This is a genomic window from Paraoerskovia marina DSM 21750, assembly GCF_000701465.1.
Taxonomy (GTDB): domain Bacteria; phylum Actinomycetota; class Actinomycetes; order Actinomycetales; family Cellulomonadaceae; genus Paraoerskovia; species Paraoerskovia marina.
Window position 1 is genome coordinate 1 of sequence record NZ_JNIY01000004.1, and the last position, 26,491, is coordinate 26,491.

Here is a 26,491-nt window from a genome sequence, read left to right on the forward strand (position 1 = left end):
AGGACTAAAGACTGCCGCAGCTGACCGGTACTAATCAGCCAACAACTTCACAACCCAACACTTCAATGCTTGCGTCCACTATGCGGTTCCCGAGACACGGGCACCACCAACCCCCACCCGCACCACGCGGCCACCCGGGGGAAGGAAACCCAACATCTCCATAGAGTTACGGCGGTCACAGCGAAGGGGAAACGCCCGGTCCCATTCCGAACCCGGAAGCTAAGCCCTTCAGCGCCGATGGTACTGCCCTGGGAACGGGGTGGGAGAGTAGGACACCGCCGGACAACCATTCACCAAAGGCCCACCCCAACCGGGGTGGGCCTTTGGCATACCCCGTGATCTTCGTCGTCGCCGGCTGAGATACTGCGTGCATGAGGATCTCAGCACGGGCAGACTACGCAATCCGTGCGGTCGCGGAACTGGCCGCCGCGGACGACGCGCGCGCCGTCACGGCAGCGGAGCTCGCCAGTGCGCAGAGCATCCCGCACAAGTTCCTCGAGGGAATTCTCACCGACCTGCGCCGAGACGGCCTCGTGCTCAGCCAACGCGGTGCGGGCGGCGGCTACAGACTGGCCCGCCGCGCCGACGAGGTCACGTTGGCTGACGTCTTCAGGGCCGTCGACGGACCGCTCGTCTTCGTCCGGGGAGAGCGACCCTCCGACCTCGAGCGGTACAGCGGGGCAGCCTCCGGGCTTCTCGACGTGTGGGTGGCGCTCCGTGCGAACGTGCGAGCAGTGCTCGAGGCGGTGACGCTCCAGCAGCTCGCCAGCGGCGGCCTGCCTGCCGAGGTGCGAGACCTCGTCGCCGACGAGACGGCGTGGGAGAACCCCTGAGCCCCTGACGGTCGGCGTGTGCGCTCAAGGCGCACGCGGTGCACCGATGGGATCGGTGGCCCCGAAGGTCTCTGTTCGTTGTGACAAGGTCTTGCCCGATGGTCATTCCCTAGCAACATAGTAGGGAGATCGGTAGTCTTTTTGAGCGAAGCAGCCTCGGCACCTGCGGTGTCCCCGTCCCCTCGTCGATCACGTCCGAAGGAATCCCATGCGCACCCTCGTTCTTCTTGCCCTGATCGGTCTCGGCGCCCAGCTCGTCGACGGAAGTCTCGGGATGGCGTATGGCGTCACGTCGACGACGCTCCTTCTGGCGGTCGGGACCAATCCGGCAGCGGCGTCGGCGACCGTCCACCTGGCAGAGATCGGCACGACGCTCGCCTCCGGTGTCTCGCACTGGCGGTTCGGCAACGTCGACTGGCGGGTCGTCCTCCGGATCGGGGTCCCTGGGGCGGTCGGTGCCTTCGTCGGGGCGACGTTCCTGTCCTGGTTGGCGACCGACGTCGCGGCTCCCGTCATGGCTCTCGTGCTCCTGACCCTCGGGCTCTACGTCCTGGCGCGGTTCACCTTCACCGGGATCAGTTCCGAGAATCTGGGCAAGCCCCTGCGGAAGCGGTTCCTGGCGCCGCTCGGGCTGGTGGGCGGATTCGTGGACGCGACGGGCGGCGGTGGGTGGGGGCCGGTCGGCACCCCGGCGATCCTCGCGAGCGGTCGGCTCGAACCCCGCAAGGTGATCGGGTCGATCGACACCAGCGAGTTCCTCGTGGCGATCGCGGCCAGTGCCGGGTTCTTGCTCGGGCTCGGCTCTGCGGGGATCAACGGTGCCTGGGCGCTGGCGCTTCTCGCGGGCGGCCTCGTGGCTGCGCCCGTCGCGGCGTGGCTGGTACGGATCCTGCCCCCGCGCGTCCTGGGTTCCGCCGTCGGCGGGCTGATCGTCCTCACGAACGTGCGGACGCTTCTGACGCTCGACGTGGTCGATGCGGGTGGTGCGGTGCGTTGGGGTGTCTACGCGCTGGTGGTTGCGGTGTGGGCCGGCGCGGTCGCGTACTCCGTCCGTGCGCACCTGCGCACCCGGCGCGTGGGGTCGCCCCTGGTCGAGGGGTCGGCGGGCGCGGAGCAGGGAGGGGTCGCGGGCGCCGTCGTTTCTGGTCGGCATGATGCCTGATCTTGGTGGGTCTGCCCCGTTCTTCCTGTGATCCTGCGGTTCGTGGAGGCGAAGGTCACACCGGGGTTGCCGTCATAGACCGGGCAGCGGGGCCGTCTCTGTCGTTGAATAGAGCGTAGGGACGCCGTAGTCCACGCACTCGGACGGCAACTCTCAAAGGAACTCGCATGGCAGCAGCATCGGTACACAACAAGAAGCGCGGCTACCTCGGCTGGTGGATCTTCATCGGCGTCGTGTGCCTCGCGCTGATGACGTTCGGGATGATGCTCGGCGCGAAGGCCGGCGACACGACGAACGACGAGATCTTCACGAATCCCCTCTCGATCTTCAGCGAGAGCGCGGGTCAGAGTGGCGAGCCCGTCGAGTAGCTCGTCGCGCCGGGCAGGCCGCGCGCCGGCCCCCGAAGCCCCGAAGGGCCCTGGACACCGCGGTGTCCAGGGCCCTTCGTCGTCCGCGAGCGGTTCAGCCCTTCACGGATCCTGACATCAGACCGCCGACGAAGTACTTGCCGAGGATGATGTAGACGATCAGCGTCGGCAGGGACGCCAGCAGTGCCCCCGCCATCGAGACGCCGTAGTCCTGCAGCAGGGCGCCGTTGGCGAGGTTGTTCAGAGCGAGGGTGACGGGCCCGTTCTGGTTGTTGGAGAAGAACACGGCGAACAGGAAGTCGTTCCACGCGTTGGTGAACTGCCAGATGAGGACGACCACGAAGCTCGGGATCGAGATCGGCAGGATGATCGACCAGTACGTCCGCAGCATGCCCGCCCCGTCGACGCGACCGGCCTCGACGAGCTCGTGCGGGATGGTCTGGTAGTAGTTGCGGAAGATCAGCGTCGTGATCGGGATCCCGTAGATGACGTGCAGCAGGATCAGGGACGGCACACCGCTGGGGATGCCGGCGTCGAGGAAGATCTGCAGCAGCGGGATCATCACGGCCTGGTAGGGGATGAACATCCCGAACAGGATGAGGGCGAACACGGTGTTCGCCCCACGGAAGCTCCACCGTGAGAGGACGAACCCGTTCATCGAGCCCAGGAACGCCGCGATGATCGACGCCGGGATGACCATCTGGAAGGTTCGCCACAACGACGGCGACAGGGCCGTCCACGCCTCCTTCCAGTTCTCGAGGGTCCAGATCTGGGGCAGGTTCCAGGCGCGCACCGGCGAGGCGTCGCCCGGGCCCTTGAAGCTCGTCACGAGCAGCACGTAGACGGGGATCAGGACGATGACGATCCCGAAGATGAGCGCGGCGTAGCGGAGGGTGCGCCCGACGCCGAACCGTGGGGTTCCCTTGTCGCGTCGGAGCTCGAGGGGTTCGCCTGCCACGTCGGGCGGCGGGACCGGGGTGCTGAGGGTCGCCGACATCACTTCTCCTGACGGTTCGTCTTGATCAGATACGGGACGACGACGATCGCGACGAGCACGAGGAGGATCGTGCCGATGGCGGCGGCGTCCGCGTAGTCGAAGCTCGCCTTGGCGAGATACATGTCGACGGCGGGGACCTTCGTCTGGTAGTTGGCCGGCTTCGAGATCGACATGATGAGGTCGAAGGACTTAAGCGACATGTGGCCGATGATGATCAGGGCGGAGAGCATGATCGGCGTCAGCTGCGGGAAGAGCACGTGGCGGTAGACCTGCCACTCGCTCGCGCCGTCCATCCGGCCGGCCTCACGCAGCTCGTCGGGGATCCCGCGGAAGCCCGCGAGGAAGAGCGCCATGACGTAGCCGGAGAGCTGCCAGATGGCGGGGATGGTGATCGCCAGGATCCCGAAGGTGACGTTGTTCCACCAGTTGTTCTGCAGGAAGTCGAGGCCGATCATCTGGAACAGCCGGTTGAGGCCGCTCGCGTTCTCGCCCTGGTTCGAGTTCAGGAGCCAGCGCCACACCACGCCCGAGGCGATGAACGAGACGGCCATCGGGAACAGATAGATCGAGCGGAAGAACCCCTCGCCCTTGATGGGCTTGTCGAGGAGCCACGCCCAGACGAACCCGATCGCGAGCGTGCCGAGCAGGAAGACGACGGTGTAGAGGAAGAGGTTGATCAACGAGTGCTGGAAGTCCTCGGACCCGAGCAGCCGCGTGTAGTTCTCGAACCAGACGGTGCTGGTCGGTTCCACGCCCGTTGCCGTCGCTGCGGAGTGGTTGTCGGTGATCGACGTGGAGAAGTTCGCCCCGATGAGCCCGTAGACGAACACGGCCATGAGGATGAGGGACGGGGCGAGCAGCAGGATGGGCGGCCCGTACCGCCTGAAGCGATGGTTCATGGGGATGTTCCTCCCGGGATCCGGGGTGCGCGTCGCGGCGCGACGTGAGGGTGGGCGGCGGACGACGGGGCCCGCCCGGGCAGTGCCGGACGGGCCCCGTCTACCGGGTCAGCCGTTGACGGCCGCGGCGAGCTCGGACTGGTAGCCGGCGAGGTCGCTGGCACCGGTCGTGAACTTGCTGGTCGCGTCGCTGATGTCGTTCAGCGTGGCGACGGGGACGGCGGCACCGTGGGCGAGGGACGAGACGATCGTGTCCTGCCCGAACGACTCGATGGCCGTCTTCTGGTACTCGCTGAAGTCCGACGTGTCGGCGTCGGTGTTGGCCGGGATCGAGCCCTTGGCCTTGTTGAACGCGGCCTGGCCCTCGGCGGAGCCGACGGTCTCGAGCCAGTTCTTGGCGCCGTCCGGGTGCGGTGCACCGACGGGCAGCGTGAACGAGTCGGCGAGGAAGTCGAAGACGCCGTCCGTCCCGGGGACCGGGAAGTAGGTGTAATCGGCGGGCGACGACTTGCCGGCCTCGGCGAACGCGGCCTCGGCCCAGTCGCCCATGACGTTGAAGCCGGCCTGGCCGTCGATGACCTGCTGGGTCGCGTCAGGCCAGTCGAGGCCGTCACGGTCGGTGTTGGTGTAGCCCATGAGCTTCTCGAAGTCCTCGAGAGCGCCGGTGACCTCGGCACCCTCCCAGTCGGTCGAGCCGTCCCAGAGGCCGTTGTAGCCCTCGGCACCGAGATCCGCGAGGAGCACGGTCTCGAGCAGGTTGACCTGCGTCCACGTGGTGGCGACCGACAGGGCGGTCACGCCGGACTCCTCGACCGCGTCGAGCGCAGTGAACCAGTCGTCCATGCTGTCGTAGGTCGCGGCCGGGTCGAGGCCCGCGTCCTCGAGCACCGTCGGGTTGGCCCAGACGACGTTCGCACGGTGGATGTTGGACGGGATCGAGTAGATCTTGCCGTCCACCGTCAGGCGGTCGACGAGGTCGGCCGGGAAGGCCTCGGTCAGCCCGAACTCGTCGTAGAGGTCGCTGACGTCCTCGATCTGCCCGGCGCTGATGTAGTCCTGGAGCTCGGCACCGGCGTGCGCCTGGAACGTGTCCGGCGGGTCGTTGGTCTGCAGACGCGACTGCAGGAGGTCCTTGGCCGCCGAGCCGGCGCCACCGGCGACGGCGCCGTTGATGAACTCGGTGTCCGGGTGCTGCTCGTTGAAGACGCCGACGAGGGCGTCGAGTCCCGCCTTCTCGGACCCGGCGGCCCACCAGGTGAAGACCTCGACCTCGCCGGCGCTGTCGCCGGAGGACCCGCCGTCTCCGGAGGAGGTGTCGCTGGAGTCGTCGCCGCCGCATGCGGTGAGGCCTAGTGCCAGAACTGCGGCACCTGCTGCCGCTGCAGCAAATCGTGTGTTGACGCGCATCGTGATCCCGTCGCCTTCGTTGCCGTGGGGATCGCACCGTGGTGCGACCGGACGCATCATCACGTCCGTGGTGGCTCGCTCCCCATCAAAGGGCTCCGAATCCTTGGTGTCAAGAAGTGAAGACAAGAATCACCCAACCGTGACCATCGCGTTATAACGTCAACTCAAGGAGTGCTCGCTCTGCCCGATGTATCCTGACTCGGTGCGGACGACGCGGGAGACGCCCGGATCGCAGACTTCACTGCGTGAGGCCAACAGGGCCAGGATCGTCGCTGCCGTGCAACAGCACGGGTCGCTGACCCAGGTCGAGCTCTCGGGGATCACGGGGCTCTCGCCCGCGACGATCTCGAACATCGTCAAGGAGCTCACCGGCACCGGGGTGCTGAGCACGGCGCCGTCGACGCGCTCCGGGCGACGCGCCCAGCTCGTCACCCTGGCACGCAGCCTCGGCCTCGTGGCCGGCGTCGACTTCGGTTCTCGTACCATGCGGGTCGTCCTCGCCGACGCGTCGATGCGCCTGCTCGCGTCCGAGCAGATGCCGCTCGCGCCCGACCACCGCGCCGACATGGGCATGCAGCGCGCCTCGATGCTGATCCAGGAGATGACCGACTCCGTCGAGGCGGGCGTGGGAGAGCTCCTCGCGGTCGGGATCGGCGTCCCCGCGCCCGTCGACACGGCCCGGGGCGTCGTCTCGAGCGCCGGTCTGCTGCGCGGCTGGGACGGTGCCGACGTCGCCGCGAACCTCTCCGCGCAGCTGGGCGTGCCGGTCAGCGTCGACAACGACGCCAACCTCGGAGCACTCGCGGAGGCACGGTACGGCGCCGCCGTCGGGTACGACCCGGTCGTCTACGTCCGTGCGTCGCACGGGATCGGCGGCGGGATAGTCCTCGGGGGGCGCCTGCTCCACGGCCGGGCCGGGTCCGCGGGCGAGATCGGCCACGTCACCATCGACGAGAACGGGCCGATCTGCCGGTGCGGGAACCGCGGGTGCCTCGAGACGTTCGTCGGGTCGCCTGTCCTGCTCGGCATGCTCGCCGCCAGCCACGGGCACCTGACGCTCGGCGACGTCGTCACCCGCGCCCAGGACGGGGACGCCGGCTGCCGTCGGGTCCTGTCCGACGCCGGGGCCCACCTGGGCGCGGCCGTCGCCAACCTCTGCAACCTCGTCGACCCCGAGGTGGTGGTCGTCGGTGGCCAGCTCGCCGCGGCGGGCGACATCATCCTCGCTCCGCTCCGCTCCGCCGTCGAGCAGCGGACCGTCCCCAGCGCGGAGGGCCCGCCCGTCGTCGTCCCCTCCGAGTTCGGCGAGTGGGCCGAGGCGCGTGGTGCGCTCGCCGTGGCGCTCGACCGGGCGCGGTCCGACGGCGCGCTGGGGGTGAGCGCATGAGGCGGGCACTCGCCGGGGTCGCCCTGGCCGCCGTCGCCGCGCTGGGCCTCGGCGCCTGCACCGGGCAGACGGACGCCGAGCAGGAGCGTGCCGGGACGATCGCGCTGCTCCTGCCCGAGGCACAGGCTGCGCGGTACGAGACCAGCGACCGGCCGACGTTCGAGGAGGTTGCGCGTCAACGCTGTCCCGACTGCCAGCTGCTGTACGCGAATGCGGAGCAGGACGCGGCGGCGCAGCAGGAGCAGGCCGAGGCGATGATCGCGCGCGGCACCGACGTGCTCGTCATCGACGCGGTGGACACGACCGCGGCCACGAGCATCGTCGCCGCGGCCGAGCGCAACGACGTCGCGGTCATCGCCTACGACCGCTTCATCGACGACCCCCGCGTCGACTACTACGTCTCGTTCGACTCCCGGATGATCGGCTACGAGCAGGGCAAGGCGATCGTGAGGGCGCTCGCCGACGCCGAGCCGGGGGAGGAGCCGCCCGGCGCACTCCTCGTCCACGGCTCGCCCACCGACCCGAACTCGGCGGCGCTGAAGGCCGGCGTCCATCAGGCGCTCGACGGCGCGGACGTGACGATCCTGGCCGAGTACGACACCCCGGACTGGAGCCCCACCCGGGCGCAGGAGTGGGTCACTGCCCAGCTCACGCAGTACGCCGGTCGGGTGGACGCCGTCTACGCGGCCAACGACGGAATCGCCGGTGGGTCGATCGCCGCGATGAAGGCCGCGGGCTATGAGCCGATCCCGCCGGTGACCGGTCAGGACGCCGAGCTCTCCGCGGTCCAGCGGATCGTCGACGGCGACCAGCTCATGACCGTGGCGAAGGCCACCGACCAGCAGGCCCGGACCGCCGCCGAGGTCGCCGTCCGGGTGCTGCGCGGCGAGGACCCGGTCGCCTCCACCACGATCGGCGGCGTCCCGAGCTTCCTGCTCGCCCCCACCAGTATCTGGGCGGACGACGTCGAGCGCGTGGTGGTCCAGGGCCGGATCCACGCGGTCGACGAGATCTGCACCGACCCGTATGCCGACGCGTGCGCGCGGCTCGGCCTGACCGATGAAGGAGCGTCGTGACCGCAGCGATCACCCTCGCCGGAGTCTCCAAGAGCTTCGGTGCAGCCCAGGCCCTCGTCGACGTCGATCTCGAGGTCAACACGCACGAGGTCCTCGCGGTCGTCGGCGACAACGGGGCCGGCAAGTCCACGCTCGCCGGCCTGCTGTCCGGCGTGCACACCCCCGACCGCGGGCAGGTGCGGATCGACGGCGAGCCCGTGCACCTCACCTCCCCGGCCGCGGCACGGCGCGAAGGGATCGCCGCGGTGTTCCAGGAGCTCGCGCTCTGCGACAACCTCGACGTGGTCGAGAACCTCTTCCTCGGGCACGAGGCCGCGGCCGGGATCTTCCTCGACGAGGTGTCGATGGAACGTCAGGCGTGGGAGCTCCTCGACCAGCTCGCCGCGCGCGTCCCCAGCGTCCGCGTCCCGGTCGCGGCGCTCTCCGGCGGTCAGCGCCGCACGATCGCGATCGCGCGGGCGCTCCTCGGCGACCCGCGGGTGATCGTGCTCGACGAACCGACCACTGCCCTGGGCATCCGCCAGACGGCCCAGGTGCTCACCCTGGTGGAACGTCTGCGCGAGCGAGGGCACGCCGTCGTGCTGATCAGCCACTCGATCACCGACGTGCAGGCCGTCGCGGACCGGATCGCCGTGCTGCGGCTGGGCCACCTGATCGGGGAGTTCGACGCCGAGACGACCACCACTGAAGACCTGCTCGGGGCGATCACCGGTGCGGTCGCCCCGCGTGCGGGCGGGAGGGCATCATGACGACGGCACGCACAGCCCCGCGCACGGACGGCGGGCGGATCTCGTCGGCGTGGCAGACGTGGACCGACGGCGACCACCGGCTCGCGCCGATCGCCGGGGCGCTGGTCGTGATCTGGGTGGCGTTCGGCATCGCCAACCCCACGTTCTGGACGCCCGAGAACCTGGTCAACCTCTCGTTGCAGTCCGTCTCGACCGGTGTCATCGCGCTCGGGATCGTCATCGTGCTGCTGGCCGGCCAGATCGACCTCTCGGTGGGGTCCGTGAGCGGTCTCGCGGCCGCGATCGTGGCGGTCGGGGCGGTCGCGGGCGACTGGCCCGTCGCGCTCGGGGTCGTCGTCGCGCTCGTCGCGGGCGCGCTGATCGGGCTCCTCTATGGTGTGCTCGTCGCCCGGTTCGGCCTCCCGGGGTTCGTGATCACGCTCGCCGGTCTGCTCGTCGTCGCAGGTGTCCAGTGGCGGGTGCTCGGCGCCGACGGCTCGGTCAACCTGCCGTTCGACTCGTGGCTCGTGAAGTTCAACCAGGCGTGGTTCGTGCCCGACGGCGTGGCCTGGGTCGGGGCGGCGGTCGTCGTCGCCGGGGTCGCCACGATCGGGATCGTCGAACGACGACGGCGCGTGCTCGCCGAGCTCCCGGCACCCACCGTGCTCGGCGTCCTGATCAGGCCGGCGGTCCTTGCCGTCCTCCTGGCCGTGGTCGTCGGCTATCTGGGCCAGGCGCGAGGCATCGGGTACAGCGTCGTGCTCTTCGTCGTCCTGGTCGCCGTCACCGACGTCCTGCTGCGCCGGACCCGGTGGGGGCGGCACGTGCGCGCGGTCGGGGGCGACCACCGTGCGTCTCTGCTCGCCGGCGTACCGGTCCGGCGCACCCTCGTCTCCGCGTTCGTCGCCTGCTCGACGCTGGCCGCCCTCGGGGGAGTGCTGGCGGCCGGACGCCTCGCCGCGGCGAACCAGGGCACCGGGGGAGGAGGTCTCTTCCTGACCGCGATCGCGGCCGCCGTCATCGGGGGGACCAGTCTCTTCGGCGGGCGTGGCAGTGCCTGGTCGGCCCTGCTCGGGGTGCTCGTCATCCAGTCGATCGCGAACGGGCTCACCCTGCTCGACCTCGACGCCGCGACCCGGAACATCGTGACCGGGCTCGTCCTCGCCTTCGCCGTCTCGATCGACACGCTCCTGCGACAGCGTCAGCAGCGGTCGGTCACCCGTGTGTGACCCGGGTCGCAGTCCGGGGTAGCGTTCTGGATGTGGCAGACCACGCAGGGGTGAGTCCCTCGGCAGACGCACAGCTCGAGCCCGTCAGCGATCCGGGCCGTGCGGCGGTGCGGCGCGCGGCCAGGCTGCGAGCGCTCCTGGACGGGTGTGCCGCCGTCGACGTCGAGCGCATCGGGGTGAGGACGGACGTCGCAGCGCGACTCGCGCACGTCCACTCCCTCGGGCACCTCGTCGGTGCCGAGAACAGCGCGGAGCGCGCCGACGCCGCCCTGGCCAGCCTCCGGACGATGCTCGCCGACCCGGACCACGGCGGCTGGTTCGCCGGTCGGGGCCCAGGCGACGGCGTCGACGGGGCCAAGGACGCCGGGACCCACACTGCCGTCGTCCTCGCGGCCGCCACGGCGGCGCTCGCGGACAGGCCGGGGGCGCGCGTGATGCTCGACGAGGCGCTGGTGGTGCTCGGCCAGCGGTTCTGGGACCCCGAGGCGTCGATGCTGCGCACGGAGTGGGACCGTGCCTGGAACGCACCCGGGCCGTACCGCGGACTCGCCGCCAACATGTACGGGGTGGAGGCGATGCTGGCCGCCTACGACGCCACCGCCGACCTGCAGTGGCTCGAGAGCTCCGGTGCCGTCGTCGACCGTGTCGTCGGTTGGGCCTCGGCCAACCGCTGGCGGCTGCCCGAGCACTTCACCCCCGACTGGATCCCCGACCGCGACTACAACGTCCACGACCCGCGGGACGCCGAGCGGCCCTACGGATCGGTCCCTGGGCACGGGTTCGTCTGGGCGCGTCTGCTGCTCTCGCTCGAGGCGGCGCACGGGTCGACCGGGCGACGGACCGACGCCGCGATCTCCCTGTTCGAACGGGCGCTCGCCGACGCGTGGACGGGCGACGGGTTCGTCGCGACCGTCGACTGGCAGGGCAACGCGCTCGACACCCGAACGCCGGTCGCGGCGCGCTGTGCCGCGATCACCACGGCCTACCAGCTGGCCCGGGTGACCGGGGACGAACGGTACGCCCGCCGGGCGGAGGACTGGTGGCCCGCCGACCCGGACCCGTGGTGCAGCGGGCCGCAGGACGTTCACGTCGCCGTCCAGGCGCTGCTCGCGCCAGACCTCCCGGTGGGTGCGTCGTTCGGCGGGGCCGTGCGCCAGGGGTTGCGGGCGACGGGACCGACGGCGACGCGCTAGAGCCCGACCACGCGCACCTCGGCGGCTTTCACGACGAACAGCAGCCGCTCGCCGGCCCGCACGTCGAGGTCGGCCAGGGCGGCCGGGGTGAGGTCGGCGGCCAGGTGCGTCCCGTCGTCGGACGTGGCGTGCACGCGGACGAGCGCACCGTGCGGCCGGACGCCGGTGACCCTCACGGGAATCGTGTTGCGCGGGCTGCCGCCGGGAGGCGTGCGGTGCACCGCCACCGCCGCGGGGTCGAAGACCGCGACGCCGCCCGCTCCCACCTCCGGTGGCCCGCCGTCGCCGGGGACCCCGCTGATCCGGCCGGTCGGGGTGTCGAGCCCGTCGGCGACGGCGGTTCCACGGAGAAGGTTGATGCCCGCCAGGCGCGCCGTGAACGTGGTCCGGGGTGCGCCGAGGACGTCGGCGACGGGCCGGTCGTCGACCACGCGCCCGTCCTCCATCACGACGACGCGGTCGGCCAGCAGCAGGAGGTCCAGCGGGTCGTGGGTGACGAGCAGGGTCGAACAGGGACTGGCGGCCAGGCGGTCCCGGAGGGCTGTCCGGACCTCGTGCGCGACGGCGGTGTCGAGCGACGCGAACGGTTCGTCGAGAAGCAGGAGGCGCGGGTCGGCGGCGAGTGCGCGGGCGATCGCGACCCGCCGGGCCTGGCCTCCGGACAGCGCCGTGCTGGGGACCTCCGCGAGGTGATCGGCATCCAGCAGTCTGAGCTCAGCGTGCGCCCGGCCGTGGGCCGCGTCCGGGCGAAGGCCTGCCGCGCGGGGGCCGAACGCGACGTCGTCGAGAGTCCGGCGGGCCACCGCGGTCGGCTGCTGCGGCACCCACCCGACGCGCCGCCGGTGGACCGGGGCGGCCTCGACCGGCCCGTCGTCGACGGCGAGGGTTCCCGGGACGAGGCCCGCGGCAGCCGCGAGCAGGGTCGACTTCCCGGCGCCGTTCGGGCCGACCACGGCGACGACCTCGCCGGCGGCCACCGAGATCGTGGCGTCCACGTCCCGGTCCGGGACCCGGGCGGTGACGGTCGCCGCGGCGGGCGCGGGGCGTGCGACGTCGACCGCAGGTCCCGACGGTCCTGGGTCGGCCGGCGCGGTGGTGGTCGGTGCGGTGGTGGTCGGAGGTGGGCCCGACGACGCCGCCGCCGGGTCGGGGGCCCGAGCCGCGCGGGGTCGCTGCGGCGGGCGGTAGACCGCGGTCGTGACGACGAGCGCGACGACGACGAGCAGGAGGGACATCGCGATCGCGCCCTCGGGGTCCGAGGACCGCGTCACGTAGACGTGCAGCGGGAGGGTCTGCGTCACGCCCGGGAGGGAGCCGGCGAACGTGATCGTGGCCCCGAACTCGCCCAGCGCGCGCGCCCACGCGAGGACCAGCCCGGAGACGAGCCCCGGGGCGACCGCGGGCAGCGTCACCCGCGTGAGCACCCGGCTCGGCGCGGCCCCGAGGGTGGCCGCGACGTCCTCGGCGCCCTCGCGACGGCCCCGGAGAGCGCCCTCGAGGGACAGCACCAAGAACGGCAGGGCGACGAACGTCTGCGCGAGCACCACGGCCGCCGTCGTGAAGCCGATCTCGAGGCCGAGCACCGCCAGCGGCTCACCGACGAGCCCGCGTCGGCCGAACGCCTCCAGCAGGGCGACGCCCCCGACGACCGGGGGGAGTGCGAGCGGCAGAAGCACGAGGGCCCTGACCACGCGTTGCCCCGGGAACGACGCGCGTGCCAGGACGAGTGCGAGCGGCACCCCGAGGGCCGCGCAGATCACCGTCGCGAGCACCGACGTCCGCAGGGAGAGCCACAGCGCTTCCACCGCGGACCGGGACGTCAGGAGGTCGGGCAGGTCCGGCCACGGCGTTGCGAGAACAAGTGCGACCACGGGCACGACGACGAGTGCGAGCCCGACTGCGGCGGGCACCAGAACCCACCGTGGCAGGACGGCGCCGCCCCGACCCCGCCACGTCATGCCGGCTCCCGCATCCGCGTCCGCGGTCATGGTGGGCCGAACCCGGCGTCGCGGAGTGACTGGCGGCCGTGAGAGCTGGTCACCGCGGCGACGAACTCGCCTGCGAGCCCGTGGTCTTGCGCGTCCGCGGTCTCGGCGATCGGGTAGCGGTTGACGACGCCCTCGGCCTCGGGCGTGTCGATCACGAGCACGTCGTCGCCCGCAGCCCGCGCGTCGGTCGCGTACACGACACCCGCGTCCGCCTGGCCGGCCGCGACCTTCGCGAGCACGTCCGTCACCGAGCGTTCCTCGGAGACCCGGTGGATCGTGACGCCCGCCCGTTCCTCGAGCGCGCGGGTCGCGGCCCCGCACGGGACCTCGGGCGCGCAGACCACGGCGTCGACGTCGGGATCGGCGAGGTCGGCGAGCGCCCCCACGTCGGCCGGGTTGTCGGACGGCACGACGACCGTCGGGGCGTTCGACGCGAACAGCACCGGGTCGTACGCGACGTCGGCGTCGACAGCCCGCTGCATCGTCGCCTGGTCGGCGGTGGCCAGGACGTCCGCGGGTGCTCCGGCGACGAGCTGGTCGACGAGCGTGTCGGAGCCCGCGTACGAGACCCGGACGTCGACGTCGGGGTGGTCGGCCTCGAACCGTGCGGTGATCTCGTCGAAGGGGGCGGCGAGGGAGGCGGCGGCCAGCACCGTGATCTCTGACGTCCGGGCGACGTCGTCCGGTTGTGTACCCGGGGTCGAGCACGCGCTCAGCACTCCGAGCGCGAGGACCGTGGCGCTCGCCGCGGTCGCTCGTCCGGCCGTGCCGCTCATGCCGCTCATGCCGGGCCTCCGGGCGTCTCGACGACGACGGTGGTCGCCTTGACGACGGCGACGGCGAGGCTTCCCGGCTCCAGGCCGAGCTCGCGCACCGCCTCCGTCGACATCAGGGAGACCACGCGCTGACCCCGGCACGTCATCTCCACCTGGGACATCACGGTGTCGGACTGCACCCGAGTGACGAGCCCGACGAACCGGTTCCGGGCAGAGCGTGCCACCCCCGACGGGTCGGGCGCCTGGGCCGTCAGCGTCGCCGAGTGCTCGGCGAGAGCCGCTCCGTCGACGACCATGCGACCGACGTCGTCCCGGCGCGAGGGGAGCATCCCCTGGTCGACCCACCGGCGGACGGTGTCGTCGCTGACGCCGAGCAGGTCGGCGGCCTCGCTTATCCGATAGTGCGGCATGAAGGTCACGATAGTGCCGCACCTGCGGTTGAGCGAGGTGTTGTGGGACCACGTGGCTCGACGGCACGGCGTGAGCCCGCCCGCTACCGTGGGCGGATGACCACCCCGCGCACCGCCGTCGTCGTCACCGTCTCCGACCGCTGCGCCCGCGGCGAGGCCGAGGACCGCTCCGGGCCCACGCTGGTCGACGGTCTCGAGGCGCTGGGCTTCACGACCACGCTGGTCCTGGTGCCCGACGGCGTCCCCACCGTGCGCTCGGCCGTCGCCGAGGCGATCGGTGCGGGGACCGACGTCGTCCTCACCACCGGGGGCACCGGCGTCGGACCGCGGGACGCCACGCCCGAGGCGCTGGCGCCGCTCCTCGCCCAGGAGCTGCCCGGGGTCGCCGACGCCGTCCGTCGGGCGGGGGCCTCCGTCGTCCCCACCGCGGTGCTCTCACGGGGCGTCGCCGGGATCGCGCGGCGCGGCTCCGCGGCTCCGGACGGGACGTGGACGCAGGGTGGCGGGACCGTCGTCGTCGCGCTGCCCGGGTCCGTGGGCGGGGTGCGGGACGGGCTGGCCGTCGTCGGGCCGCTGCTCGGGCACCTCGTCGATCAGCTCGCGGGGGGAGACCACGCGGGTTGAGCCGGCGGGGGTTGAGCGTGTCTAAACCGGGTCTCGACGGGGCTCGACCGACGAGGGTTGAGCGTGTCGAAACCGGGTCTCGACGGGGCTCGACCGACAGGGCTCGACCTGCGGGGGTTGAGTTTGTCGAAACCTGGTCTCGACGGGGCTCGACCGACGAGGGTTGAGCGTGTCTAAACCGGGTCTCGACGGGGCTCGACCGACAGGGCTCGACCGACGGGGCTCGACCGACGGGGCTCGACCGGCGGGTCAGACGCGGTCCGGGAAGAGCTGGTGCGGGCGGTCCTTGCCGCTCCACCCCAGGAGGTTGAACCGACTGCCGCGGGTCTTCTCCGCCGCGGTCGGCCCGTTCTCCGCACCCGCACCCGGGCCCGTGCCGCCGGGGCCCCCGAGGTCGTCGAGCGAGCACCCGCCCGGCGGCGCGGACCCAGGCTCGGGGGCCGGCGGGATGATGTTGCGGTCCGCGTAGTCGGCGTTCGTGAGGAGCTGGTGCAGCTCGCCGAGGTCGGCGGGGGACAGGTCGACGGCGCGGGCCACCTTCGGGTCGGGGCGCCGGGCCCGCGGCGCCCGGCCGGTGGGTCCCTTGGCCCCGGAGCCAGCGGTCAGGGAGCGTACGGCCGCGAGCCGCCGCAGGACCCCCGCCACGACGTCGCGGTCCCCGGCGCTGAACGTCTCGGCCAGGTAGTCGACGGGAAGGTCGAGCTGCTCGAAGGCGGCGACGAGGGTGTCGAAGTCCTCGCCGTCGGCCCCGGTGGACGCGACGACGTCGACGACGGGCGACAGCGGCGGGACGTACCAGATCATCGGCAGTGTCCGGTACTCCGGGTGCAGGGGCAGAGCCACCTGGAAGCGCGAGACCAGCTGGTATATCGGCGAGTACTGCGCCGCCATGATCCAGTCCTCGTCGAACCCCGCCGCTTCCGCAGCGGCGACGACCTCGGGGTCGTGCGGGTCCAGGATGATGTCGCGCTGGGCCTGCAGGAGGTCCTGCGGGTCCTCGACCGACGCCGCCTCCTCGACCCGGTCGCCGTCGTACAGCACGATCCCGGTGTACCGGAGCCTGCCCACGCAGGTCTCCGAGCACAGCGTCGGCTCTCCGACCTCGATCCGCTCGACGCAGAGCGTGCACTTCGCGGCCTTGCCCGTCACCGGGTTGATGTACATCTTCCCGTAGGGGCACGCCGGGACGCAGGAGCGCCAGCCGCGGCACCGGTCCTGGTCGACCAGGACGATCCCGTCCTCGACGCGCTTGCTCAGCGCCCCCGAGGGGCACGCCGCCACACAGGCCGGGTTGATGCAGTGCTCGCAGATGCGTGGAAGGTAGAACGAGAACGTCTGGGCGATCTCCGCGGTGGCGTGCTCCCCGAGGTGGCGGAGCACGGGGTCGGCCGCCCGGTCGGCGGGGGGCGCCGGACGCCACTCGGGCTCAGGGCCACGGGCGCCACCCATCCGCTCCGGTGCGGGTCCGCCCACGCGGGGACGCAGGGCGTCCTCCGCGGGGGCGACGTACTCGTCGATCGTCGGCATCCCCGGCACCGCGAAGAGCCGGAACAGGTGTCGGAGGCGGCCTCCGTCGCGCAGCCGCAGCTCGCCGGCGGAGGTACGCACCCAGCCCGCGACCGAGTCGGGGCCGCCCGGCGCTCGCGGGCCCGACGGGTACGGGCGTCCGGGCCGCGTCTCGACGTCGTTGAACCAGGCGTACTCCAGGCCCTCGGCAGCGGACTGCACCTGCTTGCACGCCACCGAGCACGTGTGGCACCCGATGCACCGGTCGAGGTGCATCACCATCCCCATGTGGGCAAGAACCCTCATGCGAGAACCCTCGTCATGCGTGCGTCGCTCCTTCGGTGGCGATCATGGTCCGACCATAGCGAGCGCGGGCCACCGGGAGGGCGTCCGCCCCGGGTGACCCGCGCCGTCGTGCGTCACGGCCTGCGGGGTGCGCTAGTTCTTGGGCCGCCCGGAGGGGTCCCAGCCAGGACGCGACTCGCGCGACTGCACGGCGGCGTCGCGCGAGCGGTAGACCACGTACGGGCGGAAGACGTACGGCACGGGGGCCGAGAACGCGTGCACGAGCCGCGTGAAGGGCCACAGGATGAAGAGGAGCTCGGCGGCGATGATGTGCAACTTGAATGCCAGGGGGACACCGGCCATCAGCGCGGGTTCGGGCTGCAGGACGAAGATGCTCCGGAACCACGGCGAGATCGTCTCGCGGTAGTCGTACCCGTGGTCGCCGGCCAGGATCTGCGTCTCGACGGTGGCCCACGAGCCGATGAGGATCGATGCGGCGAGGAAGACGTACATCGTCTTGTCCATGCGGGTGGTCGCGCTGAAGACCGGACCCGTGGTGCGTCGTCGGACGATGAGGATGATGAGGCCGGCGACCACCAGGAGCGCGCCGAACGAACCCATCCACGTCGCGACGAAGTGGTAGGCGGCCTCGGGGATGCCCACGGCCTCCGTCCAGGACTTCGGGATCAGCAGGCCCACCAGGTGGCCGAGGATCACGAGGATCAGGCCGAAGTGGAACATCGGCGAGCCCCAGCGCAGCAGCCGGTTCTCGTAGAGCTGGCTCGAGCGCGTGGTCCACCCGAACTTGTCGTAGCGGTAGCGCCAGAACAGGCCGATCACGAAGGCCGCGATCGTCACGTAGGGCAGAACGCCCCAGAGCAGGGCGTCCAGGGTGCTGGTCATCGGCGAGCCTCCTCGGCAGAGGCGCCGCCCAGGGCGAACGGCGCGAGGGTCCCGGAGGGACCGGATTCGTGCGGACCCATGGCAGAGAGTCCGACCATCTCCGTCGGCGGGCCGGACGTGACCAGCTCGACGAATCGCTTCTCGGTGGCCCGGTCGAGGGCGGGCAGGGTCAGGCAGACGGCCTCGACGACGCCCGTCCACGGGCTCGTCATGGACGCCAGCGCGGACCGCAGCACCTCGACACCCTCGCGGTGCGACCCGAGCAGACCCGCGGCGATCTGCGCCGCCTCGGGGGAGTCGTCGCCCGCCTTCGCGGAGAGCTCGAGGACGGCGGGCAGGTAGTCGGGGAGCTCGTCGTCGGCGATCTCCCAGCCCGCCGCCTTGTAGGCCTCGACGAAGCGGACGAGCGCCGTCCCGCGCTTGCGGGTGTCTCCGGTGGCGAAGTACGTCAGGTACATCGAGCACTTGCGCTTGAGGTCGAAGGTCCTGACGTACTCGGCCTCGAGGTCGGCGGGGTCCCGGGTCTCCGTGTAGTCGCAGAACGCCGTGAACCGCGCGGCCACCGGGTCGGGCAGGCCGACGACGGCGCGGCGCACCTCGGCGACGATCTGCGGCGTGCGCGGGCTCGGGTAGCCGAGCAGCAGCGACGCCGCCATGTGGGTGGTGCGACGCTGGGAGGCGGTGGCAGGGACCGGGCTCAGCGGGGCCAGCTGCGGCGTGCGCCGCGTCGGCTTCGGCAGGAACGTGGTCTTCACCGCTCCTCCTTCTGCTGCTCCGGCGAGCCGGGCGGGAAGAGCCCGTCGGTGCTGCCGTTGCCGTCCCAGTTGAGGAGGTTCACGCGCCCGGGGGTCGACGGGCCGGCCGGGTCGTCCGCGTTCTGCCGGTTCTTCAGCGCGTGGAAGTTCTCCACGGCCACCGGTGTCGGTGTCCCGCTCGAGCTGCCGAAGGGTCCTGCGCCGCCCATCCCGGGCCCGCCCTCGTAGTCGAGCGAGCAGCTGAGCTCCTCGAGCTCGCGCGCGATCTCCTGGTGAGCGGTGGGGATGACGTAGCGGTCCTCGTACTTGGCGATGGCGAGGAGGCGGTACATCTCCTCGACCTCCCGGCCGGTCATGCCCACGGCGGCGGCGGTCTGCTCGTCCGGCTCGTTGCCGAGGTTGATCTCGCGCATGTACGAGCGCATGGCCGCCAGTCGGCGCAGCGTCCGCTCGACGGGGACGGTGTCGCCCGCGGTGAACAGGCCCGCGAGGTACTCCAGCGGGATCCGGAGCTTGGAGATCGCCGCGAAGAGGGTCTTGGGGTCCTCCGCGTCGTTGCCCGACGTGCCGACGATGTCGACGACGGGGGACAGCGGCGGGATGTACCAGACCATCGGCATCGTGCGGTACTCGGGGTGCAGGGGCAGGGCGACCTTGTACTTCTGGATCAGCGACCAGATCGGGGACGCCTGGGCGGCCTCGATCCAGTCCTCCGGGATGCCCTCGGCCCGCGCGGCCTCGACGACGGCAGGGTCGTTCGGGTCGAGAAAGACGCTGCGCTGGGCCTCGAGGAGGTCGTGCTCGTTCTCGACCGACGCCGCCTCGGTGACCTTGTCGGCGTCGTACAGAACCAGGCCGAGGTACCGCAGCCGACCGACGCACGTCTCCGAGCAGACGGTGGGCAGGCCCACCTCGATGCGCGGGTAGCACATCGTGCACTTCTCGGCCTTGCCGGTCTTGTGGTTGAAGTAGACCTTCTTGTACGGGCACCCCGAGACGCACATCCGCCAGCCGCGGCACTGGTCCTGGTCCACGAGGACGATGCCGTCCTCCACGCGCTTGTACATCGCCCCCGAGGGGCACGACGCCACGCACGCGGGGTTCAGGCAGTGCTCGCAGATGCGCGGCAGGTAAAACATGAACGTCTGCTCGAGCTCTTCGGTGACGTGCTCGCTCATGTGCATGAGGACCGGGTCGTCCTGCATGGTCTCCGTCGACCCGCCGAGGTCGTCGTCCCAGTTCGCCGACCACTCGATCGCCATGTCCTCACCGGTGATGAGCGACTTCGGCTTCGCGACGGGCGTGTAGTCCGTCTGCGGGGACGAGAGCAGCATGTCGTACTCGTACGTCCACGGCTCGTAGTAGTCCTTCATGGACGGGAGCTTGGGGTTGGAGAAGATCGTCGCGAGCTTCTTGAACTTTCCGCCCGAGCGCAGCTTGAGCTTGCCGCGCTTGGTGCGGACCCACCCACCGCCCCACTTCTCCTGGTCCTGATAGGTGCGGGGGTAGCCGAGCCCGGGGCGCGTCTCGACGTTGTTGAACCAGACGTACTCCGTGCCCGTCCGGTTGGTCCACGCCTGCTTGCACGTGACCGAGCACGTGTGACACCCGATGCACTTGTCGAGGTTCATCACCATCGACATCTGCGCCATGACCTTCACTGGTAACGCACCTCCTGGCTGCGACGGCGGATGGTCGTGACCTCGTCGCGCTGGTTCCCCGTGGGGCCCATGTAGTTGAACGCGAACGACAGCTGCGCGTACCCGCCCGCGAGGTGGCTGGGCTTGAGCAGGATCCGGGTCAGCGAGTTGTGGATGCCGCCGCGCAGACCCGAGGTCTCGGCGAGCGGGACGTCGATCGTGCGGTCCGTGGCGTGGTGCATGTAGACCGTGCCCTCGGGCATCCGGTGGCTGACGACGGCGCGGGCGACCACGACGCCGTTGCGGTTGTACGCCTCGATCCACTCGTTGTCCCGGACCCCCACCTTCGCGGCGTCCTGCGGCGACATCCAGATGTTGGGGCCGCCACGGGACAGCGAGAGCATGAAGAGGTTGTCCTGGTACTCCGAGTGGATCGACCACTTCGAGTGCGGCGTCAGGTAGCGCACCGAGACCTCGGCGTGCCCGTCGGCCCCGGGACGACCCGTCGGCGACGTGTCTCCTGGCTCCCGGTCGCCCGTGAACATGCGGTGCATGTCCAGCGGCGGGCGGAACACCGGCATCTGCTCGCCGAGCTCGGTCATCCAGTCGTGGTCGAGGAAGAAGTGCTGGCGCCCCGTGAGGGTGTGCCACGGCTTCAGGCGCTCGACGTTGACCGCGAACGCCGTGTACCGGCGCCCGCCGTGCTCGGAGCCGGACCACTCGGGAGACGTGATCACCGTCGTCGGGCGCGACTGCACGTCCGGGAAGGTCACCCGTTTGCCGGCCTCGTCGCGCGAGAGGTCCGCGAGCTCGGTGCCGGTGCGCTTCTCGAGCGTCTCGAACCCCTGCGTCGCGAGCCGGCCGTTCGTGGTGCCGGAGAGCGCCAGGATCATCTCGCAGGCGTGGATGTCCTTGTCGAGACGGGGTCGCCCGGCGGTCGGTCCGTCCTTGACGAGACCGTTCACCTCGCCGAGCCGCTTGACCTCGACGTCGGGCCGGAACGTGACGCCCTTCGTCGTCATCCCCGCCTTCTCCGTGAGCGGGCCGAGCGCCTTCATCTGCGCGGCGAGCGCCGGGTAGTCGCGGGTCACCGTGATCAGCTTGGGCATCGTGACGCCCGGGATCAACGGGCGGTCCTTCACTCCCGCCCCCGAGTTCTCGATCGTGCCGTGCGGCACGGCCATCGCGTCGGGCGTGTCGTGCTGCAGCGGCGCCGCGACGACGTCCTCACGGACGCCGAGGTGCTCGACCGCCATCTCGGAGAACCGGTCGGCGATGGCCTGGAACGTCGCGAAGTCCGTCTTCGTCTGCCACGGCGGGTTGATCGCCGGGTTGAACGAGTGGACGAACGGGTGCATGTCCGTCGAGCTCAGGTCGTACTTCTCGTACCACGTGGCGGCAGGGAGGACGACGTCGGAGTAGAGCGTCGTGCTCGTCATCCGGAAGTCGAGCGTCGTCAGCAGGTCGAGCTTGCCCTGCGGGGCCTCCTCGCTCCACTCCATCGACGCCGGGCGACGTCCGGGGCCGGACTCCTCGGCGAGGATCGCCGAGTCCGCACCCAGCAGGTGCTTGAGGAAGTACTCGTTGCCCTTGCCCGAGGACCCGAGGATGTTCGCGCGCCACACCGTGACGCAGCGGGGAAAGTTCTTGGGGTCGTCCGGTGCCTCGACGGCAAAGCGCAGGCCCCCGGACCTCAGCTCGTCGACGACGTGGTCCGCCGGCTCCTTACCCGCCGCCCGGGCCTCGTCCACGAGGTCGAGGGGGTTGCGGTCGAACGTCGGGTAGCTCGGCATCCAGCCGCGCTGGGCCGACTCGACCAGGATGTCGGCGGTGGTGCGGTCCTTGAACATCCCCGTGCCGGTCGTCGCCGACAGGGTGTCGGCCGGCAGCCCGTCGTAGCGCCACTGGTCGGTGGCGATGTACCAGAACGCCGTGCCGATCATGTGCCGGGGCGGACGGACCCAGTCCAGGCCGTTGGCGTACTGGGTGTAGCCCGTGATGGGTCGGACCTTCTCCTGCCCGACGTAGTGGGCCCAGCCGCCTCCGTTGACCCCCTGGCAGCCGGTCATCGTCGTCAGCGCGAGGAAGGCGCGGTAGATGGTGTCGGAGTGGAACCAGTGGTTGGTCCCGGCCCCCATGATGATCATCGAGCGCCCGCCCGAGTCCTCGGCGTTCTGCGCGAACTCGCGACCGATCCGCGCCGCCTGGCCGGCGTCGACGCCGGTGAACTGCTCCTGCCAGGCGGGGGTGCCCGGCGAGTCCGCGTCGTCGTAGCCGGTGGGCCACTCGCCGGGAAGGTTCAGCTCCTCGCGCTCGACGCCGTACTGGGCGAGGAGGAGGTCGTAGACGGTCGTGACGAGGTGGCCCTCGACCTCGTGGACGGGGACACCGCGGGTGACGGTGCCGGCGCGGCCGGTGTGGGCGCCGGTGTCGTCGTCCACGGTCGGTGAGATGTCGAAGCGCGGCAGGTCGATCGCCACCGTGCGCGGTGCGCCGTCGACGTCGGCCACCGACAGTGCGGGGGTGACGTCGCCGAGGTCGAGGTTCCAGGAGCCTGCGTCGGCGTCGCCGTAGCGGTGACCGAGAGAGCCGTTCGGGACGACGAGCGAGCCGTCGGCGTCGAGGAGCGCGGTCTTGAACTGCGCGTTGGGGGTCTCCGCCTGCGACGGCAGGTCGGCCGCGGTGAGGAACTTGCCCGCCGTGTACGTGCTCGCCTCGCCCTCGGTACGGGGCAGGAGGCGGACCAGGTACGGCGAGTCCGTGAACCGCTTCATGTAGTCGACGAACCGCTCGGTGCGGCGTCCGACGAGGAACTCCCGCAGGATCACGTGCCCCATGCTGATCGCGAGCGCCCCGTCCGTCCCGGGATGGACGGCGAGCCACTCGTCCGCGAACTTGGTGTTGTCGGCGTAGTCGGGGGAGACGGTGACGACCTTCTGGCCGCGGTAGCGGGCCTCGGTCATGAAGTGCGCGTCCGGGGTCCGCGTCACGGGGATGTTGGAGCCCCACATGATGCAGTAGGTCGAGTTCCACCAGTCGGCGGACTCGGGGACGTCGGTCTGGTCGCCGAACACCTGCGGGGAGGCGATGGGGAGGTCGGCGTACCAGTCGTAGAACGAGAGCATCGTCCCGCCGAGCATGGTGATGAACCGCGAGCCCACACCGTGCGAGACCATCGACATCGCGGGGATCGGCGAGAACCCGGCGATGCGGTCGGGGCCGTACTCCTTGACCGAGTGGACGTGGGCGGCGGCGACGATCTCCGCGGCCTCGTCCCACGACGCCCGGACGAGACCGCCCTTGCCGCGAGCCGACTTGTAGCGGCGTGAGACCTCCGGGTCGCCCGTCACCGCGGCCCACGCGAGCACGGGGTCGCCGCCGACCTGCTTCTTGGCGGCGCGATAGGCCTCGAGAAGGACAGCCCGCACGTAGGGGTACCGGACCCGGGTGGGGGAGTAGGTGTACCAGCTGAATGCGGCACCCCGGGGACATCCGCGGGGCTCGTACTCGGGGGAGTCCGGGCCGACGGACGGGTAGTCCGTCTGCTGGGTCTCCCACGTGATGATCCCGTCCTTGACGTAGACCTTCCACGAACAGGACCCGGTGCAGTTCACGCCGTGGGTCGAGCGCACCACCTTGTCGTGCGACCAGCGGTCGCGGTAGAACGCGTCGCCCTCGCGGCCGCCCTGGAGGAAGAGCTGCCGCAGGTCGGACGAGACCTCGCCCTTCCGCAGATGGCTGCCGAGCCGGACGAGGGAGTCCTCGAACCCTCCCGTGCTCTCGGAATCGATCGTCGACTGCGCCATGCTGCCCTCCGAATTGCGGTGTGACCTGCGTAACTCACTATGTCGTCGATCGGTCGCGACAGCGACCTCTCGGGTCAGATGCTCGGGCTACCCCCCGGCGAACGGCGGGAGGACGTCGACGGTGCTGCCCGGCGAGAGCGGCGTCGCAGGGTCGTGGACCCGGATCCCGTCGGCGAGCACCGAGCATCGGGGCAGGACGTCGGCGAGCGTCGGGTGCGTCGCGACGATCTGCTCGGTGAGCGTCCCGAGAGTTCCCGTGTCGACCGTCTCGGTCTCGGTCCCGGCCGCGTCACGGGCCCCGGCGAAGTAGCGCACGGTGATCATCGAGACCCTCCGGCGGACGCGGGGTCGCGGTACCAGTCGCCCGACTTCCCGCCGCTCTTGGCGAGGAGCCGGATGTCCGTGAGCACGATCGACTTGTCCAGGCCCTTGAGCATGTCGACCGTCGCGAGGCCGGCGACGCTCACCGCGGTGAGTGCCTCCATCTCGACGCCCGTCCGGTCGGCGGTCCGGACGGTCGCCGTGATCTCGACGCCGTCGTCCGTGACGGTGAGGTCGACGGTCGCGCCGTGCACCCCGATGACGTGGGCCAGCGGCAGGAGCTCGGCGGTGCGCTTGGCCCCGGCGATGCCGGCGATCCGCGCGACGGCCAGGACGTCGCCCTTGGGGACGGTCCCGTCGCGCAGTGCGGCGACCACGGGGGGCGGTGCGAGGACGGTGCCGGCGGCCGTCGCGGACCGGACGGTGGGCGTCTTCTCGGTGACGTCGACCATGCGGGCGTGGCCGGCGTCGTCCAGGTGCGTGAATGTCATGGGGTGATCATGCTCGATCGGGCGGTCAGGATGCCCGGCCGCGTGCGGCACGGCGCCTGACCGGGCCGAGCGTGAAGAGCAGCGTCGCCAGCGCGGTGACGGCGAGCAGGATGAAGCCGATGTCGTAGTCGCCCTGGGCGCCGTAGACGGCCCCCATGATCAGCGGCGGGATGAAGCCGCCGAGGCCGCCGGCCGCGCCGACGAGGCCGGTGACACCGCCGACCTTGTCGGGCGGTGCGAGGTCGGAGACCAGGGCGAACGTCGCGCCGGAGGATGCGCCGAGCGCCGCCGCCATGGTGAGGAACGCGATCGTGCCCACCGGAAAGAGGGAGGGCTGGAACGCGATCACGGCGGCGCCGAGGGTCACCAGGGCGAAGCAGACGACGTTGACCGCGACACCACCGAACCGGTCGGAGAGCGTCCCTCCGATCGGGCGCATGATGACGGCGAGGACGACGAACCCGGCCGTGCGGTTGGCGGCGTCGGCCGCCTCGAGCCCGTAGGCGTTCGTCAGGAACGTCGGCAGGTAGACGGAGAACGCGACGAACCCGCCGAACCCGATCGCGTAGAGCCACGAGAGCTGCAGCGTCGCAGGGAGCTTGAACGTGCTCCACGTCCGGGACCAGAATCCGCCCGAGGCCGGCGCGGGGCGGCTGGGCGAGTCGCGCAGCCAGATCCACGAGACGACCGCGAAGATCGCGAGCACGGTGGCGACGAGGACGAACGGGGCCTCCTCGCCCCACGCGTCGCGGATCGGCACCGTGGTGAACGCCGCGATCGCGGTACCACCCATGCCGGCGCCGAAGAGCCCGAGCGCCGTCCCGCGCCGTGACGGCGGGAACCAGGCGTTGTTGAACGGAATCCCGATCGCGAACGTCGTGCCGCCGAGTCCCAGGAAGAACCCGCCGACGATCAGGCCCGGCAGGCTGTCGGCGAGGAACCCGAGGTAGAGCACCGGCAGGATCGTCAGCGCGCTGACCAGCGGGAACATGATGCGGGCGCCGAAGCGGTCGGTCAGTGCGCCGACCGGGATCCGCCCGAGCGAGCCGACGATCACCGGGACCGCCACGACCACGGAGGTCTCGACGTCGGACAGGCCCAGCGCCTCCTGGAACGTCCCGCCCAGCGGGCTGAGCAGGGCCCAGGCCCAGAAGTTCAGCGCGAAGCCGACGGTGGAGAGGACCAGCTGGACCGTGGCCCGGCTGCCGTACCCCTCGTCGGGGATGGCCTGCGGGGGTGCCGTCGAACCTGTGGTCATCGTGCTCTCCTCGGCTGGATGCGTGGCTTCAACGTAGCGTTCTGGTGTCTCTCCGTCTATTGATCTTGAAAATCTCGTAAAAAAGGGTGTTTACGGCTCGACGTCAGGAACCGCGTGGGGGTTGCCGCCGGTCAGCCGCGCGCTCACCCTCGTCGCCTGCCCGGCCGCGAGACGGCGCGCCAGCACGCCGACGCCACCCGTGATCGCGGCGAAGGCCATCGCCTCGGGGAGGGAGATGTCGGGATCGTCGGTGTCGGTCGGGGCGTCGTGCCCCGAGGCCTTCTTCCAGATCGTCGAGACCACCTTGGTGGCGATCCACCCGGCCGCGAAGGTCAGGGCCAGGGTCGCGACCTTGGTCGCCATGTCCTGGTCGTCGTTCTTCTTCTGCTTCTTCTTCGACACGTCGTCTCCTCAGCCGCTCCGTTGGACGATTCCCACCGTAGTGCGAC

At 71.0% G+C, this 26,491-nt stretch carries 24 protein-coding genes and 1 rRNA gene; 10 read left to right on the plus strand and 15 right to left on the minus strand.

Annotation, left to right across the window (positions count from 1 at the left end; translation table 11 throughout):
• The first annotated feature begins 167 nt into the window (after positions 1-167).
• The 4 genes from rrf (at position 168) to Q343_RS0106080 (ending at position 2,363) form a co-directional block, all read left to right on the plus strand.
• Positions 168-284 (plus strand): 5S ribosomal RNA (gene rrf, locus Q343_RS0106065).
• Positions 285-371: 87 nt separating this feature from the next.
• Complete coding sequence (locus tag Q343_RS0106070) at positions 372-833, plus strand: RrF2 family transcriptional regulator (protein WP_029252704.1); 462 nt, start codon at positions 372-374, stop codon at positions 831-833.
• 208 nt (positions 834-1,041) lie between these two features.
• Complete coding sequence (locus tag Q343_RS0106075; RefSeq protein ID WP_052366941.1) at positions 1,042-1,995, plus strand: sulfite exporter TauE/SafE family protein; 954 nt, start codon at positions 1,042-1,044, stop codon at positions 1,993-1,995.
• Between the two features lie 167 nt (positions 1,996-2,162).
• On the plus strand, positions 2,163-2,363 hold the full coding sequence (locus Q343_RS0106080; RefSeq protein WP_029252706.1) for a hypothetical protein: 201 nt from the start codon (positions 2,163-2,165) through the stop codon (positions 2,361-2,363).
• A gap of 94 nt (positions 2,364-2,457) precedes the next feature.
• Here Q343_RS0106080 and Q343_RS0106085 read toward each other — a convergent pair whose 3' ends face one another.
• From Q343_RS0106085 to Q343_RS0106095, 3 genes are all read right to left on the minus strand, one after another.
• On the minus strand, positions 2,458-3,360 hold the full coding sequence (locus Q343_RS0106085; RefSeq protein ID WP_081829668.1) for a carbohydrate ABC transporter permease: 903 nt from the start codon (positions 3,358-3,360) through the stop codon (positions 2,458-2,460).
• Positions 3,360-4,259 (minus strand): carbohydrate ABC transporter permease, encoded by a 900-nt coding sequence (locus tag Q343_RS0106090; protein ID WP_029252708.1) that lies wholly within the window; start codon positions 4,257-4,259, stop codon positions 3,360-3,362. Before Q343_RS0106090 ends, Q343_RS0106085 begins: the two co-directional genes overlap by 1 nt.
• A gap of 108 nt (positions 4,260-4,367) precedes the next feature.
• Entirely contained in the window at positions 4,368-5,666 is a 1,299-nt protein-coding gene (locus Q343_RS0106095; RefSeq protein ID WP_029252709.1) for an ABC transporter substrate-binding protein, read from the minus strand.
• Positions 5,667-5,853: 187 nt separating this feature from the next.
• Between Q343_RS0106095 and Q343_RS0106100 the strand changes: the two genes are divergently transcribed.
• The 5 genes from Q343_RS0106100 to Q343_RS0106120 are packed head-to-tail and all read left to right on the plus strand — an operon-like array spanning position 5,854 to position 11,279.
• On the plus strand, positions 5,854-7,053 hold the full coding sequence (locus tag Q343_RS0106100; RefSeq protein WP_172829000.1) for an ROK family transcriptional regulator: 1,200 nt from the start codon (positions 5,854-5,856) through the stop codon (positions 7,051-7,053).
• On the plus strand, positions 7,050-8,129 hold the full coding sequence (locus Q343_RS0106105; RefSeq protein ID WP_043109719.1) for a substrate-binding domain-containing protein: 1,080 nt from the start codon (positions 7,050-7,052) through the stop codon (positions 8,127-8,129). The genes Q343_RS0106100 and Q343_RS0106105 overlap by 4 nt, the downstream gene beginning before the upstream one ends.
• Entirely contained in the window at positions 8,126-8,878 is a 753-nt protein-coding gene (locus Q343_RS0106110) for an ATP-binding cassette domain-containing protein (RefSeq protein ID WP_043109721.1), read from the plus strand. The genes Q343_RS0106105 and Q343_RS0106110 overlap by 4 nt, the downstream gene beginning before the upstream one ends.
• Positions 8,875-10,086: a sugar ABC transporter permease gene (locus Q343_RS0106115; protein ID WP_081829669.1), complete on the plus strand. Its 1,212-nt coding sequence runs from the start codon at positions 8,875-8,877 to the stop codon at positions 10,084-10,086. Before Q343_RS0106110 ends, Q343_RS0106115 begins: the two co-directional genes overlap by 4 nt.
• Positions 10,087-10,118: 32 nt before the next feature.
• Complete coding sequence (locus Q343_RS0106120; RefSeq protein ID WP_162175467.1) at positions 10,119-11,279, plus strand: AGE family epimerase/isomerase; 1,161 nt, start codon at positions 10,119-10,121, stop codon at positions 11,277-11,279.
• On the opposite strand, the gene Q343_RS15715 is transcribed toward Q343_RS0106120, so the two are convergent.
• The 3 genes from Q343_RS15715 to Q343_RS0106135 form a co-directional block, all read right to left on the minus strand.
• Entirely contained in the window at positions 11,276-13,189 is a 1,914-nt protein-coding gene (locus Q343_RS15715; RefSeq protein WP_162175468.1) for an ABC transporter permease, read from the minus strand. The genes Q343_RS0106120 and Q343_RS15715 overlap by 4 nt on opposite strands.
• 74 nt (positions 13,190-13,263) lie before the next feature.
• On the minus strand, positions 13,264-14,052 hold the full coding sequence (gene modA / locus Q343_RS0106130) for a molybdate ABC transporter substrate-binding protein (protein WP_248616761.1): 789 nt from the start codon (positions 14,050-14,052) through the stop codon (positions 13,264-13,266).
• On the minus strand, positions 14,049-14,453 hold the full coding sequence (locus Q343_RS0106135; protein WP_029252717.1) for a TOBE domain-containing protein: 405 nt from the start codon (positions 14,451-14,453) through the stop codon (positions 14,049-14,051). Before Q343_RS0106135 ends, modA begins: the two co-directional genes overlap by 4 nt.
• A 96-nt stretch (positions 14,454-14,549) precedes the next feature.
• On the opposite strand from Q343_RS0106135, the gene Q343_RS0106140 reads away from it, so the two are divergent.
• The gene (locus tag Q343_RS0106140) at positions 14,550-15,077 is read left to right on the plus strand and encodes a MogA/MoaB family molybdenum cofactor biosynthesis protein (RefSeq protein ID WP_029252718.1); all 528 of its coding nucleotides are present in this window, start codon (positions 14,550-14,552) and stop codon (positions 15,075-15,077) included.
• Positions 15,078-15,326: 249 nt separating this feature from the next.
• Here the strand turns inward: Q343_RS0106140 and Q343_RS0106145 are convergent, their stop codons facing one another.
• The 9 genes from Q343_RS0106145 to Q343_RS0106185 form a co-directional block, all read right to left on the minus strand.
• Positions 15,327-16,889 (minus strand): 4Fe-4S dicluster domain-containing protein, encoded by a 1,563-nt coding sequence (locus tag Q343_RS0106145; RefSeq protein WP_029252719.1) that lies wholly within the window; start codon positions 16,887-16,889, stop codon positions 15,327-15,329.
• Positions 16,890-17,021: 132 nt separating this feature from the next.
• On the minus strand, positions 17,022-17,771 hold the full coding sequence (narI, locus tag Q343_RS0106150) for a respiratory nitrate reductase subunit gamma (RefSeq protein ID WP_029252720.1): 750 nt from the start codon (positions 17,769-17,771) through the stop codon (positions 17,022-17,024).
• Positions 17,768-18,526, minus strand: a complete 759-nt coding sequence (gene narJ, locus Q343_RS0106155; RefSeq protein ID WP_052366943.1) for a nitrate reductase molybdenum cofactor assembly chaperone — start codon at positions 18,524-18,526, stop codon at positions 17,768-17,770. The genes narI and narJ overlap by 4 nt, the downstream gene beginning before the upstream one ends.
• The gene (gene narH, locus Q343_RS0106160; RefSeq protein WP_029252722.1) at positions 18,523-20,187 is read right to left on the minus strand and encodes a nitrate reductase subunit beta; all 1,665 of its coding nucleotides are present in this window, start codon (positions 20,185-20,187) and stop codon (positions 18,523-18,525) included. Before narH ends, narJ begins: the two co-directional genes overlap by 4 nt.
• Entirely contained in the window at positions 20,184-23,972 is a 3,789-nt protein-coding gene (locus Q343_RS0106165; protein ID WP_029252723.1) for a nitrate reductase subunit alpha, read from the minus strand. Before Q343_RS0106165 ends, narH begins: the two co-directional genes overlap by 4 nt.
• Before the next feature lie 87 nt (positions 23,973-24,059).
• The gene (locus tag Q343_RS0106170) at positions 24,060-24,296 is read right to left on the minus strand and encodes a MoaD/ThiS family protein (protein WP_029252724.1); all 237 of its coding nucleotides are present in this window, start codon (positions 24,294-24,296) and stop codon (positions 24,060-24,062) included.
• Entirely contained in the window at positions 24,293-24,784 is a 492-nt protein-coding gene (moaC, locus tag Q343_RS0106175; RefSeq protein ID WP_029252725.1) for a cyclic pyranopterin monophosphate synthase MoaC, read from the minus strand. Before moaC ends, Q343_RS0106170 begins: the two co-directional genes overlap by 4 nt.
• Positions 24,785-24,809: 25 nt before the next feature.
• The gene (locus tag Q343_RS0106180) at positions 24,810-26,042 is read right to left on the minus strand and encodes an MFS transporter (RefSeq protein ID WP_052366944.1); all 1,233 of its coding nucleotides are present in this window, start codon (positions 26,040-26,042) and stop codon (positions 24,810-24,812) included.
• A gap of 90 nt (positions 26,043-26,132) precedes the next feature.
• Positions 26,133-26,444, minus strand: coding sequence for a DUF4235 domain-containing protein (locus Q343_RS0106185; RefSeq protein WP_248616762.1), 312 nt, complete (start codon positions 26,442-26,444; stop codon positions 26,133-26,135).
• Positions 26,445-26,491 lie beyond the last annotated feature (47 nt).

What these genes read in the sequence shown, in the direction of transcription:
- Q343_RS0106100 (WP_172829000.1), top strand. Translation starts at nt 5,854, where the DNA reads ATGTATCCTGACTCGGTGCGGACGACGCGGGAGACGCCCGGATCGCAG.
- Q343_RS0106090 (WP_029252708.1), bottom strand. Translation starts at nt 4,259, where the DNA reads ATGAACCATCGCTTCAGGCGGTACGGGCCGCCCATCCTGCTGCTCGCC.
- narI (WP_029252720.1), bottom strand. Translation starts at nt 17,771, where the DNA reads ATGACCAGCACCCTGGACGCCCTGCTCTGGGGCGTTCTGCCCTACGTG.
- Q343_RS0106085 (WP_081829668.1), bottom strand. Translation starts at nt 3,360, where the DNA reads ATGTCGGCGACCCTCAGCACCCCGGTCCCGCCGCCCGACGTGGCAGGC.
- Q343_RS0106165 (WP_029252723.1), bottom strand. Translation starts at nt 23,972, where the DNA reads ATGGCGCAGTCGACGATCGATTCCGAGAGCACGGGAGGGTTCGAGGAC.
- Q343_RS0106170 (WP_029252724.1), bottom strand. Translation starts at nt 24,296, where the DNA reads ATGATCACCGTGCGCTACTTCGCCGGGGCCCGTGACGCGGCCGGGACC.
- Q343_RS0106115 (WP_081829669.1), top strand. Translation starts at nt 8,875, where the DNA reads ATGACGACGGCACGCACAGCCCCGCGCACGGACGGCGGGCGGATCTCG.
- Q343_RS0106105 (WP_043109719.1), top strand. Translation starts at nt 7,050, where the DNA reads ATGAGGCGGGCACTCGCCGGGGTCGCCCTGGCCGCCGTCGCCGCGCTG.
- Q343_RS0106180 (WP_052366944.1), bottom strand. Translation starts at nt 26,042, where the DNA reads ATGACCACAGGTTCGACGGCACCCCCGCAGGCCATCCCCGACGAGGGG.
- Q343_RS0106070 (WP_029252704.1), top strand. Translation starts at nt 372, where the DNA reads ATGAGGATCTCAGCACGGGCAGACTACGCAATCCGTGCGGTCGCGGAA.
- Q343_RS0106135 (WP_029252717.1), bottom strand. Translation starts at nt 14,453, where the DNA reads ATGCCGCACTATCGGATAAGCGAGGCCGCCGACCTGCTCGGCGTCAGC.
- modA (WP_248616761.1), bottom strand. Translation starts at nt 14,052, where the DNA reads ATGAGCGGCATGAGCGGCACGGCCGGACGAGCGACCGCGGCGAGCGCC.
- Q343_RS0106075 (WP_052366941.1), top strand. Translation starts at nt 1,042, where the DNA reads ATGCGCACCCTCGTTCTTCTTGCCCTGATCGGTCTCGGCGCCCAGCTC.
- moaC (WP_029252725.1), bottom strand. Translation starts at nt 24,784, where the DNA reads ATGACATTCACGCACCTGGACGACGCCGGCCACGCCCGCATGGTCGAC.
- Q343_RS0106140 (WP_029252718.1), top strand. Translation starts at nt 14,550, where the DNA reads ATGACCACCCCGCGCACCGCCGTCGTCGTCACCGTCTCCGACCGCTGC.
- Q343_RS0106080 (WP_029252706.1), top strand. Translation starts at nt 2,163, where the DNA reads ATGGCAGCAGCATCGGTACACAACAAGAAGCGCGGCTACCTCGGCTGG.
- Q343_RS0106095 (WP_029252709.1), bottom strand. Translation starts at nt 5,666, where the DNA reads ATGCGCGTCAACACACGATTTGCTGCAGCGGCAGCAGGTGCCGCAGTT.
- Q343_RS0106145 (WP_029252719.1), bottom strand. Translation starts at nt 16,889, where the DNA reads ATGAGGGTTCTTGCCCACATGGGGATGGTGATGCACCTCGACCGGTGC.